Consider the following 26454-nt stretch of genomic DNA (forward strand, 5'->3'; position numbering starts at 1 on the left):
GGCTGACAGATCACGCTGAAGAACGAGTGCAAGGTCTGGCTGCGGAGCCAGCTAACTATATTTTCAACCGATGGGATCGGTCTAATATACCTATAAAGGATATTAGGTTGCTGGCTGTGGCCTAATATCCTTAATAAAAGTTTCAACCGTTGAGTGCGGTCTAATCCCCCAAATCCAGGGTTTTTGCCGCTGATCGCGGTTTAACTTCTAATCATCTATCCTCAAACAAAAAATTTCCCCTAATATCCAAAATCCGTGTAACAACTCCAGCCTCGACAGCCAGTTGCAACTGGGTCAAGGCTTCGATGTCTTCCATATCGCATCCTCGCTGAAATAGCCGCTAAATCTGGGTTTCATCTCGCGCTGTGAGTTGGCCAGATTGAAGAGCCTCACGAACGATGTGCTTGATCAGTGATGACATTGTTTTCATAAGAATTACTGGAAACTTAATGAAGCCAGTATGAAGCTACACATCGATTGCCAGGGTGATGATCAAGCCACTTGGCTCGTGATTATTGAAGCCGGAACTCGTGACGATCGACTTCACGATTTGTGATGGTTAAGTTCATGCCTGGTGATGTTTGTCACTTCGGAGGGGTGGCAGACCAGGAGATTTTAAGGGACAATTTCTATAAGAGCCGCTGCCCATTTCCGCCTCTGATTACAACGCTTCAGGATTATGCCAGAGCCTCTCTTCATTGCCATTATTATGATCATTGGCTTTATTCCAGGGTTTTACTCTCTGGCAGCCATGCGAAAGATGCGATCGCGCCCCCGCGATCGCATTCATACCGCGATTAATGTCTCTGCAAACCGATTGGGGAATACCCATCCTTACCTGAACACCCAGGACTACCACTACGTTGAAGGGTTGGGATACACGGTGGGCGATTTAACCTGCAAGTTCAACGCCCGCTCTGCTTACCTGCGCTGTGCCATCAATCCCTCTGGCCCCTGCAAAGGCTGTCCTCATTACCAATCGATCGAATTTAAGTAGGTAGGCACCGTTAGTGAAGGATGAGGCCGATTACCCAAAACTCTGGAAAACTGACCAATGGCTTGTTGAACAAATTGAGCCAATATAGCCCACCCTGCTGCCTTCGTGATACTAGATGAAGAAATGATGGAGCCGGAGGGAAATTTAAGACTAAGGGCTTGTAGATATGAACAATAGATAAAAGCTGAGTAGATTGGTGGAAATAAACCTTAGATGAGATTGTCCTCCGTCCTTTGCCAATTACAAATGACCAACTGACTAATGACAATCTCAATTCAGGAGTTAAACCAAGTCCAGGGAGAGAACGGTCGTTTTCCCCCAGAGAAACTCCGGCTCTGAACTTGGACAAGGTTTAATTCTACCTATCTACATTTTTACGTTCCATCTTCCTCCGTACAGCACATGGCAAATCAATCTACTTTCTTTGAACGGTTGGGCCAGATCGTTCCCTCGATCGCCGTTGTGTTGATTGGTGCTTATGGCACCTGGGATTTAGTGATTAAGCCATTAGTGCAGGTAGATCAGGCTCCTACCCAGGCTTGTGCAACATTAGTCACGGGTGTCATGGTCGAAAAACCCGCCAAACCCGGAACATCCGCTAAGAAAACTTCGGCCCCAGAAGGGTTGCCTCTGGTGGTTCCGGCAGGAGAGAAACGGGTTATTTCAATCGCAGTAGATAACCCGGATGACAAGCCCATTATCTACACTTGGAAAGCCACTTACGGACAGTTTTCATCCCGCGTCACGACGGATAATCAAGCGACCTACACGGCTCCCAACGCTTTAGTGAATGATAAGATTACCGTAGAAGCCCGACTGCAGGGATGTTCTGTGGCTCAACGCACAGTCACGATCGCCGTTGTTCCCGCTGCCGGATCTCCCCTGCCAGACCCCACCCTGCCAAATTCTATAAATTCTCCTATTTCCGATCCCCTGGCTCCACTTCCCGCTTCTCCACCCCCTCTTTCCGATACTAAAATTCCAGGGCAGTAACTAACGCATTCCGCAGTTTAGAATAAAGAGTAACGCTGAATGTAAAGAACCATGTCTGTCAACGTTGAAATTTATACCTGGAGTACTTGCCCCTTCTGTATTCGAGCTAAGGCACTGCTGAACAAAAAAGGAGTTCAATTCACTGAGTACTGTATTGACGGGGATGAGGCTGCACGGGCAGAGATGGCCAAGCGAGCTAATGGACGACGATCGCTACCCCAGATTTTCATTAACAATCAGGGAATTGGGGGTTGTGATGAACTGTATGCGCTCAACGCCCAGGGTAAGTTAGATGCACTATTGAGTTAGTCCTTGGTCATCTGTCTCTGGTCTTTGGTCAACCACTGGCGCGAAGTACCAGGCGCAAGAAAGTTTTAAGTTCTCAGTGCTAAGTTCTCAGTTAGGGGTTCAACTTAAAACTCAAAGCTCAGAACTCAAAACTCCGTCTGTTGTCCATTTCTATTCTGAGATTTGATTGTGAAATTTGCATTCATCATTGACCCCATCGATCGTCTGGATCCAGGACACGATACCAGCGTAGCGCTCATGGAAGCGGCACAGGTGCTAGGGCACGAAATCTGGATTACTCAGGCTAATCAACTCGGAGTGATTGCGGGGAGAGCCTTTGCCTTCTTACAACCTGTTCATTTGGTTCCTGTGGCATTACAGGATGGACGGTGGGTGGCGGCGAATCCCTGGTTTGAGGTGGGCGATCGCAGGCAGTGGTTTTTGGATGAAATGGATGCCGTATTTATGCGAACCGACCCTCCGGTAACGGTTCCTTATCTGTACGCCACTTACATCCTGGACTACATCAACCCGGAAAAAACGCTGGTGGTCAATTCGCCCAGTGGCATCCGAACAGCCAATGAGAAGATGTATGCGCTGCAATTCGCTGAGGCCATGCCAGAAACGATCGTCACTCTCGATAAGCAGGTGATTCGAGAATTTGCCGAGAAGCAAGGCGCGGCGGTTCTGAAGCCCCTGGGGGGCAAGGCCGGGGAAGGAGTTTTGTTTTTGGATCCAAGCGATCGCAACTTCAACTCAATGGTAGAAATCAGTACGCATCAGGGTTTGATGCCTGTCATGGTACAGACCTACCTGCCCGATGCCAGATTGGGAGATAAACGGATTATCTTGTTGCATGGAGAACCCATTGGAGCTGTTAACCGGATCCCGACTGGACAAGAATTTCGAGGTAACATGGCCGTCGGCGGTGCGGTGGCTCAAACTGAAATCACCGATCGAGAACGGGAAATTTGTGCTCAACTGGCTCCTTTTCTGCGTCGGGATGGTCTGATTTTTGTGGGAATTGATGTGATTGGCGGCTATTTAACTGAAGTGAATGTCACCAGTCCCACGGGGATTCGAGAAATCGATCGCTTGAGTGGCGTGAGGCTGGGTCGCCAGGTGATTGAATGGATTGTTGAAAATGCCCGAAATTGAAGTGACCCACGTTGATCTTTTCATTAGGCCCAAATAAAAAAGAGAGAGACAACAACAAGCCCCCTAGCGCTGTCTCTCTTTTTCCTCAATTGGGCTGCTCAATTAACTTGAGCATCACACAACCTATCTTTCTTAAGGGTAGCCTGTACTTTTTGCTACCAGGTAAAGCTCCGATGAAAAACAAGCACAAAATTACCAAGTCTTTTTAAAGTAGGCATTTGGAGCAGGAGACAAGTGTTCCAACTTCAAAAAGTTTTCATAGGACTGGTAAAGCTTCATAAAAAATAGTACATTCATTGGAACAAAAAACTTCCGTCAGCGGATTGCCTACCGTACACATCAGTAAGCCCTATGAGAATCTTTTCAACAGCGTCTGCTATTCTTGGCACGCTTTGTCTGCTTGGAACTACAACCTGCCAGGTTCAAGCGGCTCTTTTAGTTGGTAACAGTAAAGGCCACAATATACTGATCTTTGATGAAATGAGCGGTAGCTTTTTAGGTGAATTCACCACTCCTGGAATCGGTGGACTGAGAGCACCAGACGATCTGACCTTCGGTCCCGACGGCAATCTTTATGTCAGTGTAGGAGGAGATGGCAATCTCAATCTCTTAGATCCTTTCTATCCCAAAGATTCTGCTGTCCTACGCTTCAGTCCAACGGACGAATTTCTTGGGGTAGCCGCATCCGGTAATGGACTATCCCGTCCTTACGGCAATGCCTTTGGCCTGGATGGCGCTCTTTACGTCAGCAGTTTTCGGACAAACCAAATTCTGAAGTTTGATGGCCAGACAGGAAACTTCTTAGGAGTCTTTGCATCGGACAATAACAATGGCTTAGGAGCCTTGAATGGACTAAATGGGCCAAACGACTTGCTATTTGGGCCTGATGGTAGCCTGTATGTCGCGACTCAAGGTACAGCTAATACAGCGGATGGCAGTTCTGTCACTCCTTACGCCAGCCAGGTACTACGATATACCCCAGAACAGGTTGCTGGATTTAATCCCTACGACTATTCCAGAGTTATTTATTGACCAACCTGCCTTGTTACCTGAAAATCCGGGATTCGTCAGTTTGTTAGGGTTGGCCCTTGCTCCTGATGCCCAGAGTTTATATCTAAGTGATTATGCTGGTAGCATCCGCCGTTATGACCTGACTGGGAATTTGCTGGATGTGGTGTCCACCAACTATACCGGGACAATTCCCAGTGGTAACTTCATCGGCAGTTTGACGTTTGGGACTGGAAGTGCTCGTAACAACCTTTATGTAACTGGGTTTGATACCACTCAAAATAATCTCGGCTCCATTCTCACCTTTAAGGATGGGCAAGGAAGTGCCACCAGCTTCTCTGGCTCCTTGTTTACCAATGGCGTATTGCAACGTCCGATCAAGATTGTGGCCACCGATGCGATTACCGTTCCAGAACCTTCTGTCATTGCTGGATCCCTAATGGCCTTAGCTGGATGGGGAGCCAGTCGGAAACGCAAGCGAACCTGAAGGAATGTTGGATTTTGGATTTGCGAGTTTGGTCATTTCTGCATCTGTCCTTTACAAAGGACGAAGGCCAAGCGACGAATGATGGCTCGCTTATGATTCATACTGTTGCAACAGATCCTGGAGGTGCCGCACCTGGAAATTTTCTGCCAGTTGCCGAACGTGGGTGGTGAAGGAGATGAGAGAGGGATGAGTCTGTTCTAGCTGCCTGACTCGCTCCTGAATTTCCAGCACTGCTCCCATTTGGGCCAGTTGGATTAGTTCCTTGAGAACCTCAGTGGGAGGTTGGTTGAGTGAGGGAATGGTAACGTTTTCTGAGGACAACGCCATGCCCGACGAGGATACTGGAAATTCGGGATGATCAAAAGCATGGCTATCTTCATAGATCCAATCCAGGTGCAGAAGGTTTTGCAGGGTAGCTAACAAATGTTTGTAGCGAATCGGTTTTGAGAGAAAGGCATCGCAGCCCATGTTAAGACTGGTTTGTGGATCATGTTCAAAGGCACTGGCGGAAGCAGCAATGATTACAGTATTTCGGAACTCGGGCGATCGTCGCAGTTGCCGCGTGGCTTCAAACCCATCCATGACGGGCATCACCAGATCCATAAAAATTACATCCGGGAAGAAATTGCGGGCTTTTTCCAGACAATCCTGTCCATCCACTGCTTCGGCGACCTCAAATCCCAGAGGAGCCAGAAACTGAGTCAACACAGTGCGATTTTCAGCCCGTTCATCGACAATCAACACTTTGCGCCGTGGCCCCTGGTAGCCTGTAATTGCTGCCGTTTTCAAAAGCGATGGCTCCTGCCAGCGATCGACGATCGGAACCTGCAATTCAAACCAGAACGTGCTGCCCTGTCCTAATGTGCTGTCTACCTTGAGTTCGCCCCCCATCAAGTTCACCAATCGGCGGCTGATTGCCAGGCCCAGACCAGTCCCTTCTGTCATCCGGCGATGATCACCCACTTGTTGAAACGGTTGGAAGATGTCTTCCAGGTCAGCTGGAGCAATGCCGATTCCGGTATCTTCGACCTGGAAGCGGAGGAGGCAGGAGGGAGAAGGGGAAGAAGGGGAAGTGCTGGGATCTTCTGATTGCATGTCAGGGGGATTCAGGCAACCCACTTTGAGAGCGACACCACCACTATCCGTGAACTTGATGGCATTACCCAGCAGATTCAGTAAAACCTGTCTTAGCCGTTGTTCATCACTCCGGATGGCAGTGGGCAGGTCAGTCAGCGGTTCATAAAGGAAGGCTATTCCCTTTTGCTGTGCCCGCAGATAAAAGAGATCGGCGATCGCCTGCAGAAAGTTGGGCAAATGGAACTCACTGGGATGGATTTCCATGCGGCGAGCTTCAATTTTCGATAAATCCAGCACATCATTGATCAGGGTTAACAGGTGCTCACCGCATTGTTGAATCGTAGCCAGACCTTGAGCATCCTGCCCAGAAAGGCTTCTATTCTGCTGCAGAATTTGGGTGTAGCCAAGAATGCCATTCAAGGGAGTTCGCAATTCATGACTCATATTGGCTAAAAACTCGCTCTTCGCCCGGTTTGCGACTTCTGCGACTTCTTTAGCCTGTTGCAACTCGGCTTCGGCCTGCTTGCGTTCGGTCACGTCGCGAGTAATTCCCACGCAGTAAAGCATCCGACCATCCGCATCTCGCACGGTGGAAGCATTGGAAATATGCCAGCGCCAACTCCCATCTTTGTGGTGAACCCGGTACTCTAAGCCGGTAATCGGGCGGTTGTGTTCGACCAGTTGCTGAAATTGTTCCAGGCATTTCTGGCGATCGTCGGGATGAATTCCCGGTGCAAAATGACTGCCAATCACATCAGCCGGATTATGTCCCAGCATTTCTGTCCAGTTGGGGGAAACGTAGGAGCAAGTTCCTTCTGGAGTCAGCATATAAATGATGTCATTGGCATTCTCCACAATCCGGCGAAACTTCAACTCACTTTCGCGCAGGGCAGCTTCTGTTTGTTTCAGGGCTGTGATGTTGGTGCCTACCGATAGAATCTCAATTAATTGTCCGTCTTCATTGAAGATAGGTTTATTGGCCCAGCTTAACCAGACTCGTTCGCCATTCCGACGCATATTTTCGTTGACATTGGTGGGGTAGCTGTCAGGATGACGGCAGATTTCCTGCATCAGGGCATCAAGATTCCGTCCCCCCAGACTTTCGGTTGTGGGAACAATGGTGCCAACGACAGGGCGGCCCACAATTTCCTGTTCACTGAATCCAAAAAATTGCTGCCCATAATCGTTCATAAACCGGATGTGGCCGGTCGCATCCCAGCGCAGAATCACGCTGTTAGCGGTTTGTACCAGATCGCGGTATTTAGTTTCGCTGGCTCGCAGTGCGGCTTCTGCCTGTTTGCGCTGACTGGCTTCGATCGCCAGAGAGACTAAATCTGCCAGCGATCGCACAAATCCCTCTTCTTCCAATGTCCAGCAGCGAGGAGTTCCAACCTGTTCTAGGCACAGCACCCCGATCGTGTCACCCCCTAACCGGATGGGCGCATCCAGCATGGCGGTAATCTGGTTGGGCCGTAAATAGGAGGGGCCAAATTCTGCAGTTCTGGGATCCGTCAATGCATCATGAGCGGTAATCAGTTGCTCCAGCTCCAAGACCCGAAAGTAGGCCGGATAGTCTGCCGTGCTTAAGGAGGATCCAGATTGATGGTGATTAATGGTGTGTTCAAACAGATCCACACAGTCAATTCGCTGACGATCGCCGTCATACAGCCAGACACTGGCTCGCTCCACTTCTAAAGTTCGGGCAGCCGTCTGAGTAATTTCCCGCACAGCCGCCTGCCAATCTCCCTGGCTCAGCGCTTGATGGCGGGTTAATTCAATCAGAGCCGTATTTTGGCGGTTGAGTTGCTGTTTGCTGTGTTGCAGAGCCTGTTCAACCTGTTTGCGATCGCTGATGTCGGTATTCACAAAAATGGCACAGGGTTGCCCATCTAACTGAATGGGTTCCGCCGACAGCAACACCGTTCCGAATTCCCCCGACTTCTTGCGGTATTTCAACTCCAGGTTGCGGATGTGCCCCTGGCTTTGCAGCAACCTGGCCACTCGTCTGGCATCGGCCCGATTTGCCCAGAGATTCAGACCGACTGCACTTTGACCCATCACTTCTGCTGCCGCATAACCGCTCAGTTGCAAGAAACTGTCATTGGCAGCGAGAATTCGCCAGTCTTGCAAATTGAGAATCACCAGCGGCGAAGGCGAAGACTGAAACGCCTTCGAGAACCGTTCCTCCGATTGCCGTAAAGCAGCGGTACGCTCAATAATCTCGTTGTTCCAACCGTTTCTTAATTTGCTCCAGGCTAGTAAAAGAGTCTCGTACCTGAGCCACCATTTGATTAAAGGCCGTAGAGAGCGCTCCCAATTCCCAAATGCGGGAGAGGGGCACCTGCTGATTGAGATTGCCCCCAGCGATCGCGGTACTGGCCGTGCTTAAAGCCAGAATGGGAGAGGCAATCCGGCGGGCAAGGTAAATACTACAGGCGATCGTACCAGCCAGGACAGCCGCGCTAAACAGTACATTTGTGCGGATATTATCATGCACTGGCCCCATAAAATCCGCTTGGGGAGCCACTACGACAATCAACCAGTTCAACCCAAACTGATCTGAAAAGGGGGTAACCTGGACGAAATACCGTTGACCATTTTGAACGAAGTCAAAATTCTGCTTGTCTTTAATTTGATTGAGCCGACGAAACCGTTGATTGAGTTGTACAGCAGCTGCTTTGATTAAGTTGTCCTGACTTTGGGGAGCCGCCAGCCGATCCGATCGAGAACTGAAAGGGAAGTCATCGGCTGAACTGGCTACTAAGGTGCCCGATCGCTCAATGATAAAAATTTCACCCGATCGGCCGACTTTAGCCTGTTTCAGGAACGTACTGATTGAAGACAGGGGGCAATCTACGCCTAGCACCCCCTGCATTTGACCAGAGGCATTGTCAACTCGCTGAGCGAGGGTAATTTCCGCAGAACGCTGGTTAAAGTCTGGATAAATGGTGCTCCATACTGGTTGTCGGGATTGCCTTGCAGTCTGATACCAGGGGCGTTGTCTGGGATCAAATACTTTTTGAGTGCGTTGCAGAAGTTGGCTCACTTTTCCCTGCTTCACAATGTAGCTATCATAACGACCACCTGTAGCCCGTCCTGCCTGATTCGCGAGCCATTGGTTTCCCTGCTGTTCCAGGCTGACGAATTCCCCCTGCTGAGTGCCCAAATAAATGGCCGATCCACAAAATTTCTTGGAGTCAAATAAATATCGCTGCTTCCAAAATTGGCGGATCAGCTTGGCAGCATTTAACTCATCCAGTTGCTCTGCCTGAATTGCGTCTGCATTGTTCTGGTTAATGACCCGTGGGCCATCCAGATATTGCTGCAGCTGCTGTTGCAGGCGATCGCTCTTGTCAGCCATCAACTCATTGGTAAAAGTCTCAACCGTCTTTTGTCCATTTTTGAAGGACACACACAAGACGGTTGCCACAGCCCCAACTAACGGTACAACCAGGAACACAATCAAGACGGTTTGCAGCGGTAGCCTTGCTTTCGGGAAGATCGGTGGCTGAGGGGAAGGAGACATACCAGATTCGCTATATTGGCAACCTACTCATGTGAGAAAGTCGGGCAAAAGGAGTACATTCGCTATGGTATCAATCAGGATTGGGAAGGTGGTGGAGGGTGAGAGGTAAAGACGTTTCAATGGAATGTCTCCCCAGGTGGATGGGTGATAATGAACGACGGTAGATGTTGAGGCATGGCAGGACAGCGTGATGGGAGTTCGATCAGTAGGGGTGGGTTACGCGTGGCTAGGACGATCGCAGCGTTTGTGGCGGTTGCTGCTGTTGGCAGTGGTGGGTGGACTGGCGATCGGGCTGACCAATTGCACGACTGGCAATCAGACCTCAGTTCCATCTCCCACTGGCACTGCTGCCCCTCCGGGGGTGCTGGTCTTCGGGTCGGGGGGGCAACCCGTAAACCTGGAACCGGGAAATATCACGGATGGCAATTCCATCTTCGTGCAGCAGCAGATTTACAATCGATTGATGGAATTTAAGCCAGGAAGTACTGATTTGCAGCCTTCTCTGGCCACCGAATGGTCAGCCTCGCCGGATGGGAAAACCTGGACGTTCAAATTGCGGCAGGATGTGAAATTTCAGGATGGTACACCCTTTAATGCCGAAGCGGTGAGATTTAATGTGGAACGCTGGTGGGATCCCAACCATCCCCACGGCTACCGGAATGCCGGGAAGGTCTATGAAATCTGGTCGCAAATCTTTGGCGGGTTCAAAGGCGATCCTAATTCCCTACTGCAGAATGTGGTGGTGGTTGATCCCTATACGATTCAATTTGTCTTAAAACAACCCTTTGCCGCTTTTCCCCAGGCGATCGCCAGTAGCTTCTTTGGCATTGCCAGCCCCACCGCGATTCAAACAGCGGGAGCCAGTTATGGTACCCCTGGATCCCTGGCCGTCGGTACGGGAGCGTTTGTATTTAAGGAATGGCGCACGGGCGATCGCGTCATCCTGGAAAAAAATCCCACTTACTGGAAAGCCGGTTTGCCGAAAGTCAATCAACTGGTGATTCGATTCATTACCGATCCGGCAGCACGACTGGCTCAGGTACGGGCAGGGCAGGTAGACTTTACCGTCGATCTGGCTCCCGATCAGAAACAAGAAGTGGATGGTGATGCCAATCTGACGGCCATTTCTCGTCCTTCCATGAATGTGGGCTATCTGGCACTCAATCCCGCCTACAAACCATTGTCCGATCGCCGGGTGCGGCAAGCGATCGCCTATGCCATTAACCGACCTGCGATTGTCAAAGCCTTCTGGGGCGACTTGGGACAACATACCCCCCATTTCCTCCCAGATGCGCTGGCTTGGGCTAATGCGGCTAACTTAACCGCCTATCCCTTTGATCCGCAGAAAGCCAAACAACTCTTGAGTGACGCGGGCTATCCCAACGGATTTGACCTGGAACTCTGGTATATGCCTGTCTCCCGGCCTTACTTTCCCACTCCCAAAGCGATCGCCGAAGCTTTTGCTGCTGACCTGAGCGCGATTGGCATTCGGGTGAACTTGAAAACGCAGGATTGGGCTGCTTACCTGACCGATCGTCGTAAAGCTCCCGGATATCAAGCCTTTATGCTGGGATGGACGGCTGATTTTGGCGATCCAGACAGTTTCCTGTATCCCCACTTCGGCCCCAAGTCCACCGATGATATTGGCAACTGGAAAAATGATCAGGTGTTTCAGTTGCTGAATCAGGGCCGGGCAATTCCAGACCAGGCCGGACGTGCCAAATTTTATACTCAAGTCGATCAGATTCTGCATGATGAAGTGCTGCGCCTGCCGATAGTCCACTCCGAACCACTGCTGGCTCAACGCAAAGCCATTTCTGGCTGGGTTCCTAGTCCATTAGGCACCGAACCGTTTGAAGCGATTAGTAAGCCGTGAGACAAAAAATCATGAGCGACCAACCCACTCAACCAACCCGACTCGATCACTTGGAGGCACTACTGTTGCCAGAACTTACTGAGTTTTCAGATAGCCTTCTACTAATAAATCTGGGCCAACGGAACGCCAGGTGACTCGCTCCAGAGGCAGAGCATCAGTCATTTTCTTCAGTCCCAAGTCGCCAACGGGAGAGGGAGCGGTACTGCCACCGATGATTTTGGGGGCAATGAAGGCGAGAACTTTTTGCACGGCACCATCGACGATCGCTCTGGCCGCCAGTGTCCCGCCGCACTCCCAGAGCACCGCGAGAAAGCCGCGCTCGTACAGATTGGTCATCACCGTTGCAGGCGTGAGGGGATCCAGTTCTACCACTTCTACTCCTTGCTGGCGGAGTTGCTGTTGAAATTCAGGCCGCACACCCGATCGAGTGAAGACGAGTGTAGAAGCGACGATCGTATTCCACACGTTGGCTTTCTGGGGCAAATCCAGCGATCGACTCATCACGACCCGTAATGGAGTTTGATTGGGCTGACGACTCGTGAGTAACGGATCATCCTGCCGCAGAGTATTGCCCCCAACAATAATGGCATCGCAGGCAGCCCGCAGCTTGTGAACTTCAGTACGGGCAGGTTCACTGGTTACCCAGGCACTGTGACGAGTAACAGCCGCGATTTTGCCATCCAGGGTCATGGCATATTTGAGGATGCCAAAAGGCCGTCGATACAGAATGCGATGCACAAAGGCTTCATTGAGTTCCTGACAGGCGGATTCCTCTACACCCACCGTCACCTCAATCCCGGCCTCCCGGAGGCGAGCAACTCCAGTTCCGGCCACTTGGGGATTGGGATCGATCATACCGACTACAACGCGCTGAACTCCGGCAGCAATGATAGCCTCAGAACAGGGAGGGGTACGTCCGTAATGGTTACAGGGTTCCAGGTTGACGTAAAGGGTGGCTCCCTGGGCACGATCGCCTGCCTCTCGTAAGGCAAACACTTCGGCATGGGGTTCTCCCGCTTTGGGATGAAAACCTTCCCCGACGATTTCCCCATCTCGCACAACAACTGAACCGACCAGCGGATTAGGAGCAGTTTTTCCCAAACCCCGCCGGGCCAGTTCCAGACACCGTTGCATCATCTGGTGATCGACATCCACGGAATCCCTCTTACTGATGGGCAGTCTGGCTTGGATCCGCTACCCCAGGAGAATTGTCTGGTGGCAACTCACTGTCCGGAATGTGATGGGCGTCGGTTTCCACCCCCTGTTCTGCTTCTTCATTGGGAGAGGCCGAGGGGGTGGGGGAAGGAGAGAAGCTTGGGGCCGGAATTGCAGAAGCCCCCTTGGCTGTGCCATTCAAATGTTGATAAATGACACTCGACATTTTTTGCACTAATTCATAGGCCCGATCGTCGTTAAATGGCCGTTTTACCATTATAGCGATGGCATAACGCTTGCCATTGGGCATATCCACCAGACCCACATCACCAATTAAGGCGCCAATATCCCCTGTTTTGTGCGCAATCGTGGCACCTTCTCCCAACCCCTGGGGTAACTGACTATTATTGACTGTGCGCTGCATGATGCTCAACATGCGATCGCGCGATCGCATGGATATTAGTTCGCCCTGACTCACTCGTGCCATTAAGCTGGCCAGTTCCCTGGGACTGGTGACATTTGAGCCCTGCAGGTCAGGTAGTACATTCTTTAAAGCTGTCGTGGTTAGCCCCCAGGATTTGAATCTCTCATTCAGGGCTGCAATTCCGCCCAATCTGGCAATTAGCATATTGGTGGCTGTGTTGTCGCTCACGATGATCATTTGAGTAGCTGTTTCCAGAGCAGTAAATTGAGTACCTGGTTGCAGATACTGCATCTCCCCAGAACCCTGAGCAACCATGTCCTTTTGCATGGTCAGCTTTTCATCCAGTCGGATTTTTCCCGCATCCACATCTTGGAAGAAGGCAATCAGGATGGGGACTTTAATCATACTGGCTGCTGGGAAGGCGACAGAGCCAGTGATGTCCAGATAGTTATAGTTATCCAGATCAATCAGAAACAAACCCGGTGTAAATCCAGGAGATGACTGAATCAGGCTCTGTAGTTTGGTTTTTAGGGGAGTGATTTCTGTTGTTAGTTCCACCAGGGCATTTTTGGGATGATCTGCTGGAACTGCGGTAGGAGGAGACTCTGCTGGTTTGACGACTTGCCGAGAGGCATCAGCCAGAAAAACATGATTGCCTGGATTCCAGGCCGTCAGTACTGTACCTGCTAACACTCCTACCCCAATGCTTAAAATCACCATGCGGGCTACATATAAGGCGATCGCCATGCTGCGCGATCGGGTTTGCAGTAAAACGTTTTTATCTGTCCGTCTGCTACGTCCGGTAGCTTGACCGTTGCCAATAGTATCTTGATCCTGCAACATCGTGGTTTGCTGCAAGCTAGTTGACTGCGACATCAGACTTGTGTCTGCTACCTGCAACTGGGTTCTGGGCGATCGTCGCCGACCTCTACGGGGCATTAATTCAGATCGCGAAACAGCAGGAGAAAAGGGAACTAGAGTTCTACCAGGGCTTTCTTGAGCTGGCGAATCGGGTAATGCAGGGACTCTCTGGGCAGCTATTCTCGCCCCATTTCCATTAGATGTTGGAGGGGGTAACCTTTTGCCATTTACTCGTCTCATATCCCGGCTTAATCGAGATTCAGTTGCTCGGTCTCGCCGTTGAGCAACGGTTAGATCAGTCACATCTGGTAAAGTTGGAGAACTAGTACGATTCATTCGACTCCTAGCAGGGGTAGCTCGATCGCGGCTGCCAGTTCCCCGATTGTTGGATAATGGGAACTGAAATTGCTCTACTTCAGAGGAATTGCTCAATTTGGACAGGCTATGTCTGCTCCTGCGATCAGAGCGACCACCAAACAACCAGGAAAATGGGCTGGAGGTCTCTTTTCGAGTATTTGAGGGCTTCTCCGGCAAAACAGGCGCAGGAGCATCCCCTCGAATGCTGGGCAGACTCAGGGTACGGGAAGGGTAGGGAGAGGATTGAGCAGGTTGGGGACTTGATGCGAGGGACGGAACGTTGGAACCAGATCGTCTGCGCGATCGCCGGAAAGATTTGGATGGCTTAAACAAGCCAAACCCACCCTGCTGCTGTTTCCGGGACGACCCTTCTGACTCTGTCATACCCACTCCATCAAAAATCCAAAGCAAACGTTACCAAAATCATCCCCATCTGTCCAGAAATGGTACCTTCTCAGACCTAAACCTTGTCCGAGTCCAGAGCCGGAGTTTTTCTGATCGGAAAACGACCCTTTTCTGGCTGAACTTGGTTTACTACAGAAGTCTACAAAGGCACAACTATTCAACTGCCAATCTCCATGTTAGTTAAACAACCGTTGGAATTCTTAAAACTTTAGCAAAAGTACCCCTGGATAAAGCAGTCTTATGGGCGCGATCGTCCCCGGTTTACAGCCCAGGATACCTGACTTAATACCCCTCGCAATAAGGCAATTTCCTCTTCTCCTGGCATGGCTCGGTTAAATAACCGCCGAAACTTCTGCATCCGGCTATTCGCAGTGTGGGGGTATAAGTAACCAATTTCCAATAGCAACGATTCGAGATGCTGGTAGAATGCTTCCACTTGATCGAGGGGGGCGGGAGGCGTGGAAAGGTGAAGGGGTAGAGGAGTAGAGGAAGATGAGGGAAGGGGAGAAGAGAGTTGATTTGCAGCTCCCCTATCTCCCCTATCTCCCCCAACTCCCAATGTCTGATCTCCGATCTCTGATCCCCAATTTCCTCCCACCTGATAAAGCTCATAACAACAAATCCCTACCGCCTGGGCCAAATTAAGAGACGGATAGACCGGATTAGCGGGGATGTAAACAAAGCGATGGGCTTGGTTCAGTTCACGGTTATTCAGCCCCCGGTCTTCTGGACCAAAAATCAGAGCGGCGCTATCTGGCTCTAAGTTGTTTTCCAGGAGCCAGGGTAGGGCAGTGCGGGGCGTTTCCAGGCGATCGGCTAAGGTGCGGGGACGACCTGTTGTGGCGATCGCTTTGCGGCATCCCTGTAAGGCTTCTGGTAACGTTGTAACCACCCGTGCGGCTTCCAGGACATCCCCAGCATGAACTGCCATCTGCCGTGCTTCTGCCCCCAGGTGATCACAGTGAGGATCGACCAATACCAGATGCATGAGTCCCATATTTTTCATCACCCGTGCTACAGACCCGATATTGAGGGGGCCAGCAGGTTCGACGAGGATCAGGCGGATAGGGGCTAAGGAGGTGGGGAACATGAGGTGGTGGAGGGGTAGAGAGGCGATGAATTGGGTTTGGAGAGGAGAGAGACGGGGAAGATGGAGAAGATGGGGAAGGGATGCGGTATTGTAGAGATCGTTGCTTATCTTTACACAAGGGGTTATTTGAACTGTTTTTTTAACCCTTGAGGGCTTCGTTATTCGTCATTCTTTCATCTTTCACACCCCATGCCACGCGGCGTTTCCAAGTCCAATTTGCCGACCAAAATCTGTCCAGTTTGTCAGCGTCCCTTTACCTGGCGCAAGAAATGGGAAGATTGCTGGGATGAGGTGAAATACTGCTCCGCTCGCTGCCGAAATCGACGATCGCAGGCAAACGAAGGCAGACTGGACAAGTCTTAAGTTCTAAGTTGTAAGTTCTAAGTTGTAAGTTGAACAGAAAGTTGAGAACTGAAACTTTACAGGCTGCCCACACCCATCCACTCATCTTCCCATTTACTCTTAACTCTCGACTCTTAACTTCTAACCAGGAGGATTCTATTAATGTCATCCCAGCGGGTGCAACCTAAGTTGATTATTCATGGCGGAGCAGGTAGCTCTTTAAAAGGTAAGGGGGGAGTGGAGGTGGTGCGGCGATCGCTGCACAAAGTGCTGGAGGAAATTTATCCGCTGCTACTGGCAGGAGCGACGGCTCAGGAAGCGGTGGTCAAGGGCTGCCAATTACTGGAAGATGATCCCCGCTTTAATGCTGGAACCGGGTCAGTGCTGCAGTCAGATGGTCAAATTCGCATGAGTGCTTCCCTGATGAATGGGCCAGCGCAACGTTTCAGTGGGGTAATTAATGTGTCGCGGGTGCAAAATCCAATCCGATTAGCCCATGCCTTGCAGGAGTCGGCTGATCGTGTGCTGTCGGATTACGGGGCGATGGAGTTACTACGAGAACTGGAACTGCCCCCCTACAACCCCATGACTGATATTCGTCTGCAGGAGTGGATGCATGAGCGATCGGAAAACTTTGAGAAAGAAATGGCTGGAGTGATTGCCGAAAAAGAACTGGTGGAAGATTCTGCAGGCCGGGGGACGATCGGGGTCGTGGCGCTGGATGATCAGGGCCGACTGGCGGTGGGTACGTCCACGGGAGGCAAGGGCTTTGAGCGAATTGGACGGGTCAGTGATTCGGCCATGCCTGCCGGAAACTATGCCACGGCGGACGCAGCCATTAGTTGTACAGGCATTGGGGAAGACATTATTGATGAGTGTCTGGCTGCCCGGATTGTCATTCGCGTGACGGATGGGTTATCACTGCATCAAGCCTTTGAACGCACTTTTAAGGAGGCCCATCGGAATCAGCGAGATTTGGGCGCGATCGGGTTGGATGCCACCGGAGCGATCGCCTGGGGAAAAACCAGTGAAGTTCTATTAGCGGCTTACCATACTGGCGAAAAAATAGGCGATACGCTGGAATGGCAGGGAGAACAACTGGTTGCCAGTATACCAGCACCTATAGATTTGTAAGGGCGTAGCATTCGGGTAACAGGTTGGCAGTGTTTTTCAGAGATCCTTAACTGCATGCCACGCTCCTCTGCAAGGCAAACGTGGCTGCTCAAACATCTTCTCAGGCTAAGGTGGTGTAACCCGCGAAATAATCTTTCAATTGGCGATCGTGATCATGGGACAGCGTGCCAATGGGAATATCGGCTGGGGCAAAGGCTTGAACATCTATCACTTCTACTTGATCGTTGATTTTCAGAGATCCAGTAGCCTGCACTTCGACCACCACACAAATCGAATGCACCCGACCGTCGCGTTCCGGGGAAGAATAAACTCCTACCAGTCGGCAAATCTTGGCTACCTCCAATCCGGTTTCTTCCTCTAACTCCCGCTGGATTGAGGTAGCAATGTCTTCTCCCCAATTCACCATGCCACCCGGTAACGCCCACTTGCCCGTGTCGCTCCGCTGAATTAGCACAATTCGGCCATCGGGAAGGATAGGAATCACACTGGTTCCAGTAACGGGGTGACGGAACAAAATCCCTAAGACAGCTTGTGCAAAGTGCCACAACCAACGCATAGTCAAAAGCACAGCCCGAAAATGTAGAGATTACAACTTATGGCAGGCAAACACACCCTCAAATTATCCTCATTCAGTCACTATTTCAGCAGCTTCCACCCTTCAGCGGCCCTTTGAAACTGCACTGACTTAATTCTAAGCGGTTGGTCATGCAGAAGACTCAAGAAGGGCTGGATTAAACTACGTCAACGATTAAAGATTTGCTAAAACCTCTGCCACATGCGCTTCTGGTTTAACCTTCTTATAAATCTTTTCAATCCTACCATCCGGGCCAATCACGAAGGTATTGCGGGTAATTCCCATGTATTCCTTGCCCATAAATTTCTTCAAGCCGTAGCTGTCATAGGCCGCTGCTACTGCTCCCTCCGCATCAATCAGGAGGGGAAAGGGCAGGTTATACTTCGTGGCAAATTTCTCGTGAGATTTGGCATCATCTGTGCTGACACCCAGGATAACCACTTCTCGATCTTGAAACTCTGCATAGCTATCCCGAAATGCACAGGCTTCTTTCGTGCAACCGGGTGTATTGTCACGCGGGTAAAAATACAAAACGACTCGCTGACCTTTTAAGTCAGCCAGCTTGACCAGATTACCATTTGCATCTGGAAGACTGAAATCGGGTGCAGGATCACCAATGTTAAGAGGCATAGGATGAGAGTTGAGAGTGGACAGTGAAAAGTTGAAAGTTAAAAGATATCACTCTTAATTCTTAACCCTCAACTCTTCACTCTTAACTTCTTCAAAGTATGCCTTTGGAACTGGGAATGGTGTGGGCCCGGCGAGGATCGACTTCTGTAGCCATCCGCAGCGATCGCGCAAAGGCTTTGAAGGTGGCTTCGATAATATGGTGGGAGTTGATGCCATCTAGTTGGCGAATATGTAAGGTGAGTTTGGCATGGTTGACGATCGCCACAAAAAATTCTCGTACCAGTTGCGTATCGTAGGTGCCGACTCGCTCAGTGGGAATTTGTAACCCATAGCTGAGATGAGGCCGACCGGAGAAATCCAGTGCCACCTGAATCAGGGCTTCATCCAGGGGAGCCAGAAAATGGCCAAAACGAACAATTCCTTTGCGATCGCCTAACGCCTGATGTAGCGCCATGCCCAAAGTAATCCCTACATCTTCATTGGTGTGATGATCGTCAATCTCATAATCACCCGTGGCCTGCACTTCCAGATCAATCAGCCCGTGAGCAGCAATCTGGTGCAGCATGTGATCCAGGAATGGCACTCCTGTTTTGGCGGTGCATTGCCCGATACCATCCAGATTGAGGGTGACCTGCACGTCCGTTTCTCCGGTGCGACGACTGACGGAGGCTGTTCGATTGGGCAAGGTCAAATTTGAGGAAATATTAAGCGGACGATCGCTGGTCTGCATGAATTTAGAAAGGAACTGAGCTTAGATGATATATTCACTCTCCTATTATCAAGGGAATTGGATTGAAGTCACCTTCTTCTTTCCAGAAATCACCTCACAATCCGTCTAGGAACTGGAAAATGGTTTCAGCCAACCCTGCGCGATCGCTGCATCCAACACCAGGCGTAGTCCCGCAAACAGCAGCACACTCTCCAGTACCAGGAGCACCAGCGTCACGGGAGCAAACTGAGCCTGCACCGCCACATCCACCTGGGCCAGACCTCTTACTAATCCAAAAGCTATCACCGCTCCCGATCCCAGATGAAAATTTTGATCCTGGCGGGTCACATAGCGGTAGGTAACAGCAAACAAGAAGCCCGCCAGCATTGCGATCGTCAGACTGATCAGGAAGGAAACTCCCCAGGCCCGGTGAAACCCAGATAGGAGGATGGGCAGATCCAGAGCCAGCAGTTGGATTTCCAGGACAGTAAGCAGGCCAAACAGCAGTCCCGCCGCGATCGCTCCCACCATCCCTGCCTTCAAAGATTGCCACCGTTCCTGCCAACTCAAAGTCCCCATGAGATTAGCGGAAATCACTTTTCGAGTACCATCTGCAACCTGAGCCATCCTTTACCCCTTTACCCCTTTACCCCTTCACTTAACTAAAAATACCCTGATCCCTAATCCCTAATCCCCAATTTGCTCCTAATTTTTCCATCATCCCTTTATTCCTTCCCTGCCAACCGATTCCCACTTTGAACTATGATCAGTCTTGCAGTGAATTTGTAACGGTTGTTTCACAAAAAGCTATGGATATTCTGTCACTCGGTTGGGTTGGTTTGCTGGTTGTGTTTACGTTTTCCATCTCGCTAGTGGTATGGGCACGTAACGGCTTCTAAGACTGTTCAGGAGTCCCTGTGGAATCTTATTCAGTACTTAATGTCTTAATGTTTGCAGCCTTTGGTTTATTGGTGGCTGTGAGCGGCGGGGTCATTTACTTGACCATTGTAGACTGGCGCGATCGCCGTCGCCAGGATCAGGATAAGCGCTCTGAGCGTAAAAAAAGTCGTCGTTAAATCTCCCGTTAATCTCCTTCTATGACTCTCTATCAAGACAGCATCGCCCCGCATGGCGGGCAACTGGTCAATCGTATTGCGACAGCAGAGCAACGCCGGGAATTTCTCGATAAGGCCGATCATCTGCCAGTCGTGCAGCTTGATGAACGGGCTGTCTCTGATCTGGAACTGATCGCGATCGGGGGATTCAGTCCGCTCACGGGTTTCATGGAAGCAGCCGATTATCGCTCTGTAGTGGACAATATGCGGTTGGCCAACGGCTTACCCTGGTCAATTCCCATCACTCTATCCGTGTCTGAAGCGGTAGCGGAACCGTTGCAAGAAGGCAGTCTGGTGCGGCTGGATGATGCCAAAGGGCGGTTTGTGGGTGTCCTGGAACTGACCCAGAAGTACCACTACGATAAGGTTCATGAAGCGTTGCATGTCTATCGCACCAATGAAGAGAAGCATCCAGGGGTGCTGGTGGTTTATCAGCAGGGGCCTGTGAATCTGGCAGGGCCAGTCTGGCTGATGCAACGGGATCCCCACCCCAAATTTCCCACCTATCAGATTGATCCGGCAAAATCACGAGCGTTGTTTCGGGAGAAAGGGTGGAAGACGATCGTTGGCTTCCAGACCCGCAACCCGATTCACCGTGCTCACGAATACATCATTAAATGTGCGCTGGAAATTGTCGATGGCCTGTTTCTGCATCCCCTGGTCGGTGCGACGAAGGAAGATGACATTCCGGCAGATGTGCGGATGCGCTGCTACGAAATCATGCTGGAAAACTACTTTCCCAAAGATCGGGTGATTCTGGCGATTAATCCGGCGGCGATGCGTTACGCTGGCCCCCGTGAGGCGATCTTCCATGCCCTGGTACGGAAGAACTACGGCTGTACTCACTTCATCGTGGGTCGCGATCATGCGGGTGTGGGAGATTATTACGGCACCTACGATGCTCAGTACATTTTTGATGAGTTCAAGCCAGAGGAGTTAGGCATTATTCCCCTCAAGTTTGAGCACGCCTTTTACTGCACCCGCACGCAATCCATGGGTACCACTAAAACCAGTCCTAGCCTGCCGGAGGAACGGATTCATCTATCGGGTACTAAGGTGCGAGAAATGCTGTGTCGCGGTGAATTGCCTCCCCCAGAGTTCTCCCGTCCAGAAGTGGCGGCTGAATTGGCCCGTGCGATGAAGGTGTTTACCGAGAGTCAGTATGAAATTTAATTCATTCAGTTGACTGATCGCTTTGTGGTGACAGATCACGTTGACTCTCCTCAATTCTTCAACCAAGGGATCAAATCCGGATACGGCGGCGGCGTTCTGCAGCTTTTCTATCACGCCAAAACCACTCCTGATCGCTGAGGTGTTGCATGGTTTTCAGGCGTTGAATTGCCCATTGATTGTATTCCGGATTGATCTCACAACCTAACCATTTCCGGCCCAGTTGTTCTGCGACAACCAGCGTTGTTCCTGAACCGGAAAAGGAATCAATCACCAGATCATCGCGATCGCAGGAAGCCAGCACAAATTTTCGGATTAGCTCCTCCGGTTTTTGGGTAGGGCGGGGAGTTTTTTTCCGGCATTCCATTACAGAGGGTAGGAATTTCAATCACATCTTTGGGCTTGGCTCCGCGTGGATTAGGTTGTCAGTTCTGCTCCAGATTCGTGGACTTGGCGTAGCAATACTGACTGGTTTCCGCCTGCGTGCGATCGGGATATTTCAGGATGTGATTGCCATAGGGAATTCGAATATTGTCAATATTCATCTTGGCAGAACTAGACTTGCGAAGTAGTAGGATACTTTCGTGCGATCGCCCCCAATCCTGGCCTAGATTCGCCTTGTTCTTGTAGTGCCAAATTAACCAGCGACAGCCCCAAAACAACCGACTGGCCGGAGCTTTGAGATCAGCCAACACCTCCGAAAAACCCATGATGTAAAGGAAGCCTGTCGGTTTCAGAATCCGGGCGGCTTGAGTTATCCATTGTATTGACCAATGAATGCAAACCTCCTGAGATGCAAAACAATCCCAATTGGCTTTTTTGAGATTGTAGGGAGGATCAGCAATAATTAAATCAGCCACCTCATCTGGTAGGGTGAGCAACCAATTTAATGAGTCCCCACAAAACAGAATGCCGTTGGGATGGTCGTAGGCGATCGTGAAAGAACTGGTCAACGGCTTAACAGGCTACTTGTTTTACTGTCTTTTGTCATCTGTTCTTTGTTTTTACCAACAACTAATGAAAACCAAATCCAGAAGTTGGTTGAGCTTAGCTATCTAGTATGTAAATATGACTTGCCTGGTACATAAATATGATTTTGTTAATACATATAAATATGCAAGTAGTCACATTCGGCATTACTACATAAAAATTAGATCTAAATTTTAAGCCAAAAAGCAATGGCCCGGATAGCGAAATAGCCGGACAACAGGGCACCTAAAGTAGATAATTAAGATTTTTAACAAGAATGAATTGCTTTTCCACCCTAGGCGCATGATATAGGGTTCTGTTAGGTTTAAAACATAGCTTCTTCTCCTGTTATCTGCTTAATAGGGTTGTGGCTTTCTGTGTTATTTACCTCACTCTTGAATATGAAACCTATTAATGTTGTGCAGTCTGCTTCTGCACATCAAGATTCCACTTCAGTGGGGCAACTCTGCTCCATTAAACATCAAGTTTGGAAAATTCCAACACTGGCTGGGCTAACTTTTTTGAGTGCCACGATTGCCCTTTTGGGATTGGGCATTCATGCGGATCAGACCCTGGCTCAAAGCCGCCATTACTGGAGACGCGGGAGTTATCCCGCAGCCCGCAGAAGTACTCCACCCGATCGCTCTGGTGTGGTATCTACCAACAGTGGGATTGGCTTAAACATTCGTTCTGGTCCTGGTCTGCACTTCCCCATTATTGGGGGTGCCCCGGATGGCGCGTTTCTGGAGTTGACGGGCAGACCTGTGTTTGCCAATTGCTATACCTGGCGGCGGGTTACCACAGGGGGATGGGTGGCTACAGAATACGTCGCGGGCAACTTTGGTGGTTGTAGGCCAGGTTCTGTTTCTCCCCCTGTTGGTATTGCGCCCCCTGTTCCTCCTGCTATTGGCTGGCGAGGCGGCCCTTACGTTGTAGTGGTTCCCCCAACAGGTGGTAATGTGCCCAATCAGTTGTCTTGGGTAAGACAGTTTGTTCCTGGTGCGTTTCGAGACGCGGCTTTACCAGGTGAATTCATCAATGCTGGCAGCTTCAGAGATTATGATGCGGCTCAATCCCAGAGCTACTTTCTGCGATCGCAGGGCTTTGATGCTCGCGTCTATTTCGCGTACCGATAAATGCAGACGGGTTTAACCGTCTGCATCTCTATTACCTCTCTAGTAAGGGTGCGATGGCGTCACTCCTCGCAACCTCAACCAGGCATGGAACTCACAAGGTTTGCTTGCCGTTTCCTATTGCCTGTCCTGCCAGCCATCCGGTTGTCCAGGCACTTTGGAAGTTGAAGCCACCCGTCACGCCATCAATGTCCAGAATTTCGCCCGCCAGGTAAAGGCCGGGACATTGGCGACTTTGCATGGTCTTAAAATCGACTTCCTGCAAACGAACGCCGCCACAGGTGACAAATTCTTCTTTGAAGACTCCTTTGCCCCGGATCAGAAATTGGCCCTGGGTTATTTCTTGCAGCAATTGATTTAAAGCTTTGTTGGATAACTCTGCCCAGCGATCGCCCAGTGCAATTCCCACCGCCACCGTTAACCGTTCCCACAATCGCCGAGGAATCGGAATGGGGCAATTCGCCATGATCGATTTTTTGGCTAGCTGCGAACGAACGGCCAGTACCTGCTGCCGCAGACTCTCTGGATTCGTTTGAGACACCCAGTTAATTCTCAAGGAAGCCTGATAGTGATGGTCATGAAGCAGTCTGGCTCCCCAGGCAGAAAGTTTGAGAACGGCTGGCCCACTTAAGCCCCAATGAGTAATCAGCACGGGGCCAGTCTGCTCCAGGCTAGGGCTATTCTCTACTTGCAAGCGCAGGTGAGCCGAGGCCACAGATACTCCGGCTAAGTTACTCAATCGAGGATCGCTGATCTGAAATGTAAATAAAGAGGGAACTGGCGGTTCGAGGGTGTGACCTAGCGATCGCGCGATCGCATATCCGGCTGGATTGCTGCCCGTAGCCAGTAACAGCCGATCTGCTGACAACATCTCTCCCGATTTGAGCCGCAGATGAAACCGATCGCCAAGCTTCGTCACTGATTGGACTGCAACGGCAGTCCGAATTTGCACGCCTGCATTCCTGGCTGACTGTATCAAGCAATCAACAACCGTCACTGAATCATCTGTTACCGGAAACATGCGACCATCAGCCTCGGTTTTCAACCGTACCCCGTGGGCCGCAAACCACTCCACCGTGTCTTTAGTCTGGAAGCGACTGAAGGCTCCCCGCAAGGCTTTTCCTCCTCTGGGATAGTTTTGTACCAGGAGAGCCGGATCAAAACAGGCATGGGTAACGTTACAGCGGCCACCTCCAGAAATCCGTACTTTCGCTAATGGCTGATGGGCCGCCTCTAGCACAATTACTCGTGTTTCAGGATGAGCTTCAGCACAGGCGATCGCCCCAAAGAGGCCCGCTGCCCCTCCTCCAATCACAACAATCTGGAATGGAAATTGATCCGTCACAACTATCGCTGACTAACACTAAACTTATGATGCCATTTTCAAGAGCACGAACGGTTTCCAGCAGAAAGGACGGATGGAAGGTCAGCAGGTGATTTTATCGAACCCTCACAGAAACTCCAAGACGATTGTTCCCTCGACTCCTTCACAAGTTCCTCATGTTCTGTTGGCAGAGTAGGACATAGGTGAGTTAAACCGATCGCCATGCAAGCGCTGGATAAAAAACTGATTCGGGCTTTGTAGCATTTGTGGGGACAGGGGCTGGCGATCGCGTTGATCGTCGCCTGTGGCATTGCCATCTTCGTCGCCATGAGCGGCACCTACCAATCCTTGAAGCTGACTCAGGCAACCTATTACGAGTACCGTTTTGCTCAGGTATTTGCACAACTGAAGCGGGCACCAGATTCCTTAATAGAACAAATTCACGCTATCCCGGGTGTGGCGGAGGTGCAAACCCGAATTGTCATGGAAGTTACTCTGGATATTTCCGGTCATCGAGAGCCTGCCACAGGGCGGTTGGTATCGATTTCTGAAACCCCACGCCCCATGTTGAATGACTTATACCTGCGGCAGGGACGCTACATAGAACCGGGTCAGGACGAAGTGCTGGTCAGTGAAGCTTTTGCGATCGCCAATCATTTACAGCTGGGCGATCGTCTGGGAGCGATCATCAACGGTCGCTGGCAATCGTTGCGAATTGTTGGCATTGCCCTCTCTCCAGAGTATGTATACGAAATTCGCCCTGGAGATTTTTTCCCCGATAATCAACGACTCGGGGTGCTATGGATGGGGCAGAAAGCAGTGGGAGCGGCCTTCGATATGGATGGAGCCTTTAACGATGTGGCCTTAACCCTAAGTCCAGGAGCGAATGTTAGCGATGTCATCTTTCGGTTGGATCGCCTCCTCACTCCCTACGGTGGCTTTGGGGCGATTCAGCGAAAGGATCAGATTTCCAATCGCTTTATATCCGACGAGATTACCCAGCTTAAGGCGCATGCAATGATCCTACCCGCAATTTTTCTGGGCATTGGAGCCTTTCTGCTGCACATTGTCCTGACCCGGTTGATCAGCACTCAGCGCGATCAAATCGCTATTCTGAAAACCTTTGGCTACAGCAATTGGCAAATCGGTAGTCACTTTCTCAAACTGGTGCTGGTGATTGTGTTTGTGGGAACGGCGATCGTCGGCACGATTACGGGCCTCTGGTTGGGTGCCTCTCTAACCCGTCTGTATACCGAGTTTTACCGCTTTCCCCTGTTGCAGTATGAGGTACAATCGGAAACCGCGATCGTCGCCATTCTGATCAGTGGTAGTTCGGCTTTGCTGGGGGCTTTTGCAGCCGTCAAACGAGCGATCTCTCTGCCTCCTGCAGAAGCGATGCGCCCCGAACCTCCTGCCCAGTTTCACCGCACCATCATCGAGCGATTGGGGTTGCAACGCTGGTTGTCTCCTGTGGGTCGAATTATTCTCCGTAATCTGGAACGTAAGCCGATTCAGTCTCTGCTATCTATCATTGGCATTTCCCTGGCAGTTGCCCTATTAGTGGTGGGGCACTTCTCCTTTGATGCCATGGCCTATTTAATGGATGTGCAGTTTCGCATCATTCAGCGAGATGATGTCACGATTCTGTTTAA

At 50.6% G+C, this 26454-nt stretch carries 26 protein-coding genes; 14 read left to right on the forward strand and 12 right to left on the reverse strand.

Annotated features, from left to right (window positions below):
• Positions 1–679 precede the first annotated feature (679 nt).
• The 6 genes from ACUVQO_RS14550 (at position 680) to ACUVQO_RS14575 (ending at position 4931) form a co-directional block, all read left to right on the forward strand.
• A complete protein-coding gene (locus ACUVQO_RS14550) occupies positions 680–997 on the forward strand; it encodes a DUF6464 family protein (RefSeq protein ID WP_445926570.1) in 318 nt (105 codons plus the stop codon).
• 402 nt (positions 998–1399) lie between these two features.
• Positions 1400–1990: a hypothetical protein gene (locus tag ACUVQO_RS14555; protein WP_445926571.1), complete on the forward strand. Its 591-nt coding sequence runs from the start codon at positions 1400–1402 to the stop codon at positions 1988–1990.
• A 51-nt stretch (positions 1991–2041) separates the two neighbouring features.
• Positions 2042–2299, forward strand: coding sequence for a glutaredoxin 3 (gene grxC, locus ACUVQO_RS14560; RefSeq protein WP_445926572.1), 258 nt, complete (start codon positions 2042–2044; stop codon positions 2297–2299).
• A gap of 168 nt (positions 2300–2467) precedes the next feature.
• Positions 2468–3436, forward strand: coding sequence for a glutathione synthase (gene gshB, locus ACUVQO_RS14565; protein WP_445926573.1), 969 nt, complete (start codon positions 2468–2470; stop codon positions 3434–3436).
• Between the two features lie 351 nt (positions 3437–3787).
• Entirely contained in the window at positions 3788–4468 is a 681-nt protein-coding gene (locus ACUVQO_RS14570) for a hypothetical protein (protein WP_445926574.1), read from the forward strand.
• Entirely contained in the window at positions 4425–4931 is a 507-nt protein-coding gene (locus ACUVQO_RS14575; RefSeq protein WP_445926575.1) for a PEP-CTERM sorting domain-containing protein, read from the forward strand. The genes ACUVQO_RS14570 and ACUVQO_RS14575 overlap by 44 nt, the downstream gene beginning before the upstream one ends.
• A gap of 90 nt (positions 4932–5021) precedes the next feature.
• Here ACUVQO_RS14575 and ACUVQO_RS14580 read toward each other — a convergent pair whose 3' ends face one another.
• On the reverse strand, positions 5022–8300 hold the full coding sequence (locus ACUVQO_RS14580; protein WP_445926593.1) for a PAS domain S-box protein: 3279 nt from the start codon (positions 8298–8300) through the stop codon (positions 5022–5024).
• Positions 8221–9534: a PDC sensor domain-containing protein gene (locus ACUVQO_RS14585; protein ID WP_445926576.1), complete on the reverse strand. Its 1314-nt coding sequence runs from the start codon at positions 9532–9534 to the stop codon at positions 8221–8223. Before ACUVQO_RS14585 ends, ACUVQO_RS14580 begins: the two co-directional genes overlap by 80 nt.
• Positions 9535–9724: 190 nt before the next feature.
• Between ACUVQO_RS14585 and ACUVQO_RS14590 the strand changes: the two genes are divergently transcribed.
• Positions 9725–11410: an ABC transporter substrate-binding protein gene (locus ACUVQO_RS14590; protein WP_445926577.1), complete on the forward strand. Its 1686-nt coding sequence runs from the start codon at positions 9725–9727 to the stop codon at positions 11408–11410.
• Positions 11411–11485: 75 nt separating this feature from the next.
• Here ACUVQO_RS14590 and ribD read toward each other — a convergent pair whose 3' ends face one another.
• From ribD to ACUVQO_RS14605, 3 genes are all read right to left on the reverse strand, one after another.
• Positions 11486–12565 carry a bifunctional diaminohydroxyphosphoribosylaminopyrimidine deaminase/5-amino-6-(5-phosphoribosylamino)uracil reductase RibD gene (gene ribD / locus ACUVQO_RS14595; protein ID WP_445926578.1) on the reverse strand — a complete coding sequence of 360 codons (1080 nt, stop codon included), beginning with the start codon at positions 12563–12565 and terminating at the stop codon, positions 11486–11488.
• 10 nt (positions 12566–12575) lie between these two features.
• Entirely contained in the window at positions 12576–14591 is a 2016-nt protein-coding gene (locus ACUVQO_RS14600; RefSeq protein ID WP_445926579.1) for a serine hydrolase, read from the reverse strand.
• A gap of 259 nt (positions 14592–14850) precedes the next feature.
• Positions 14851–15702 carry an RNA methyltransferase gene (locus ACUVQO_RS14605; protein ID WP_445926580.1) on the reverse strand — a complete coding sequence of 284 codons (852 nt, stop codon included), beginning with the start codon at positions 15700–15702 and terminating at the stop codon, positions 14851–14853.
• A gap of 189 nt (positions 15703–15891) precedes the next feature.
• Between ACUVQO_RS14605 and ACUVQO_RS14610 the strand changes: the two genes are divergently transcribed.
• Positions 15892–16065 carry a DUF2256 domain-containing protein gene (locus ACUVQO_RS14610; RefSeq protein ID WP_445926581.1) on the forward strand — a complete coding sequence of 58 codons (174 nt, stop codon included), beginning with the start codon at positions 15892–15894 and terminating at the stop codon, positions 16063–16065.
• Positions 16066–16206: 141 nt separating this feature from the next.
• Positions 16207–17178: an isoaspartyl peptidase/L-asparaginase gene (locus tag ACUVQO_RS14615; RefSeq protein ID WP_445926582.1), complete on the forward strand. Its 972-nt coding sequence runs from the start codon at positions 16207–16209 to the stop codon at positions 17176–17178.
• Between the two features lie 100 nt (positions 17179–17278).
• Here the strand turns inward: ACUVQO_RS14615 and ACUVQO_RS14620 are convergent, their stop codons facing one another.
• The 4 genes from ACUVQO_RS14620 to ACUVQO_RS14635 form a co-directional block, all read right to left on the reverse strand.
• Positions 17279–17734, reverse strand: a complete 456-nt coding sequence (locus ACUVQO_RS14620) for an NUDIX domain-containing protein (RefSeq protein WP_445926594.1) — start codon at positions 17732–17734, stop codon at positions 17279–17281.
• Between the two features lie 192 nt (positions 17735–17926).
• Positions 17927–18382 carry a thioredoxin-dependent thiol peroxidase gene (bcp, locus tag ACUVQO_RS14625; RefSeq protein WP_445926583.1) on the reverse strand — a complete coding sequence of 152 codons (456 nt, stop codon included), beginning with the start codon at positions 18380–18382 and terminating at the stop codon, positions 17927–17929.
• Positions 18383–18473: 91 nt separating this feature from the next.
• Positions 18474–19112: an imidazoleglycerol-phosphate dehydratase HisB gene (gene hisB / locus ACUVQO_RS14630; protein ID WP_445926584.1), complete on the reverse strand. Its 639-nt coding sequence runs from the start codon at positions 19110–19112 to the stop codon at positions 18474–18476.
• Positions 19113–19217: 105 nt separating this feature from the next.
• Positions 19218–19718, reverse strand: coding sequence for a hypothetical protein (locus tag ACUVQO_RS14635; protein ID WP_445926585.1), 501 nt, complete (start codon positions 19716–19718; stop codon positions 19218–19220).
• 182 nt (positions 19719–19900) lie between these two features.
• On the opposite strand from ACUVQO_RS14635, the gene petN reads away from it, so the two are divergent.
• From petN to sat, 3 genes are read left to right on the forward strand one after another with little or no spacing between them, the layout of a single operon-like run.
• A complete protein-coding gene (gene petN, locus ACUVQO_RS14640; protein ID WP_009555764.1) occupies positions 19901–19990 on the forward strand; it encodes a cytochrome b6-f complex subunit PetN in 90 nt (29 codons plus the stop codon).
• Positions 19991–20008: 18 nt separating this feature from the next.
• Positions 20009–20167: a hypothetical protein gene (locus ACUVQO_RS14645; RefSeq protein WP_445926586.1), complete on the forward strand. Its 159-nt coding sequence runs from the start codon at positions 20009–20011 to the stop codon at positions 20165–20167.
• A 21-nt stretch (positions 20168–20188) separates the two neighbouring features.
• The gene (sat, locus tag ACUVQO_RS14650) at positions 20189–21379 is read left to right on the forward strand and encodes a sulfate adenylyltransferase (RefSeq protein ID WP_445926587.1); all 1191 of its coding nucleotides are present in this window, start codon (positions 20189–20191) and stop codon (positions 21377–21379) included.
• A gap of 70 nt (positions 21380–21449) precedes the next feature.
• Here the strand turns inward: sat and ACUVQO_RS14655 are convergent, their stop codons facing one another.
• Both ACUVQO_RS14655 and ACUVQO_RS14660 read right to left on the reverse strand, forming a co-directional pair.
• Positions 21450–21743, reverse strand: a complete 294-nt coding sequence (locus tag ACUVQO_RS14655; protein WP_445926588.1) for a DNA methyltransferase — start codon at positions 21741–21743, stop codon at positions 21450–21452.
• A gap of 58 nt (positions 21744–21801) precedes the next feature.
• A complete protein-coding gene (locus ACUVQO_RS14660) occupies positions 21802–22329 on the reverse strand; it encodes a DNA methyltransferase (protein ID WP_445926589.1) in 528 nt (175 codons plus the stop codon).
• Between the two features lie 417 nt (positions 22330–22746).
• On the opposite strand from ACUVQO_RS14660, the gene ACUVQO_RS14665 reads away from it, so the two are divergent.
• The gene (locus tag ACUVQO_RS14665) at positions 22747–23481 is read left to right on the forward strand and encodes a hypothetical protein (protein ID WP_445926590.1); all 735 of its coding nucleotides are present in this window, start codon (positions 22747–22749) and stop codon (positions 23479–23481) included.
• Between the two features lie 91 nt (positions 23482–23572).
• On the opposite strand, the gene ACUVQO_RS14670 is transcribed toward ACUVQO_RS14665, so the two are convergent.
• Positions 23573–24823: an NAD(P)/FAD-dependent oxidoreductase gene (locus ACUVQO_RS14670; RefSeq protein WP_445926591.1), complete on the reverse strand. Its 1251-nt coding sequence runs from the start codon at positions 24821–24823 to the stop codon at positions 23573–23575.
• Positions 24824–25066: 243 nt separating this feature from the next.
• Between ACUVQO_RS14670 and ACUVQO_RS14675 the strand changes: the two genes are divergently transcribed.
• The coding region (locus tag ACUVQO_RS14675; protein WP_445926592.1) for an ABC transporter permease at positions 25067–26454 on the forward strand (1388 nt) is incomplete at its 3' end.

Source organism: Leptodesmis sp., from assembly GCF_052746595.1.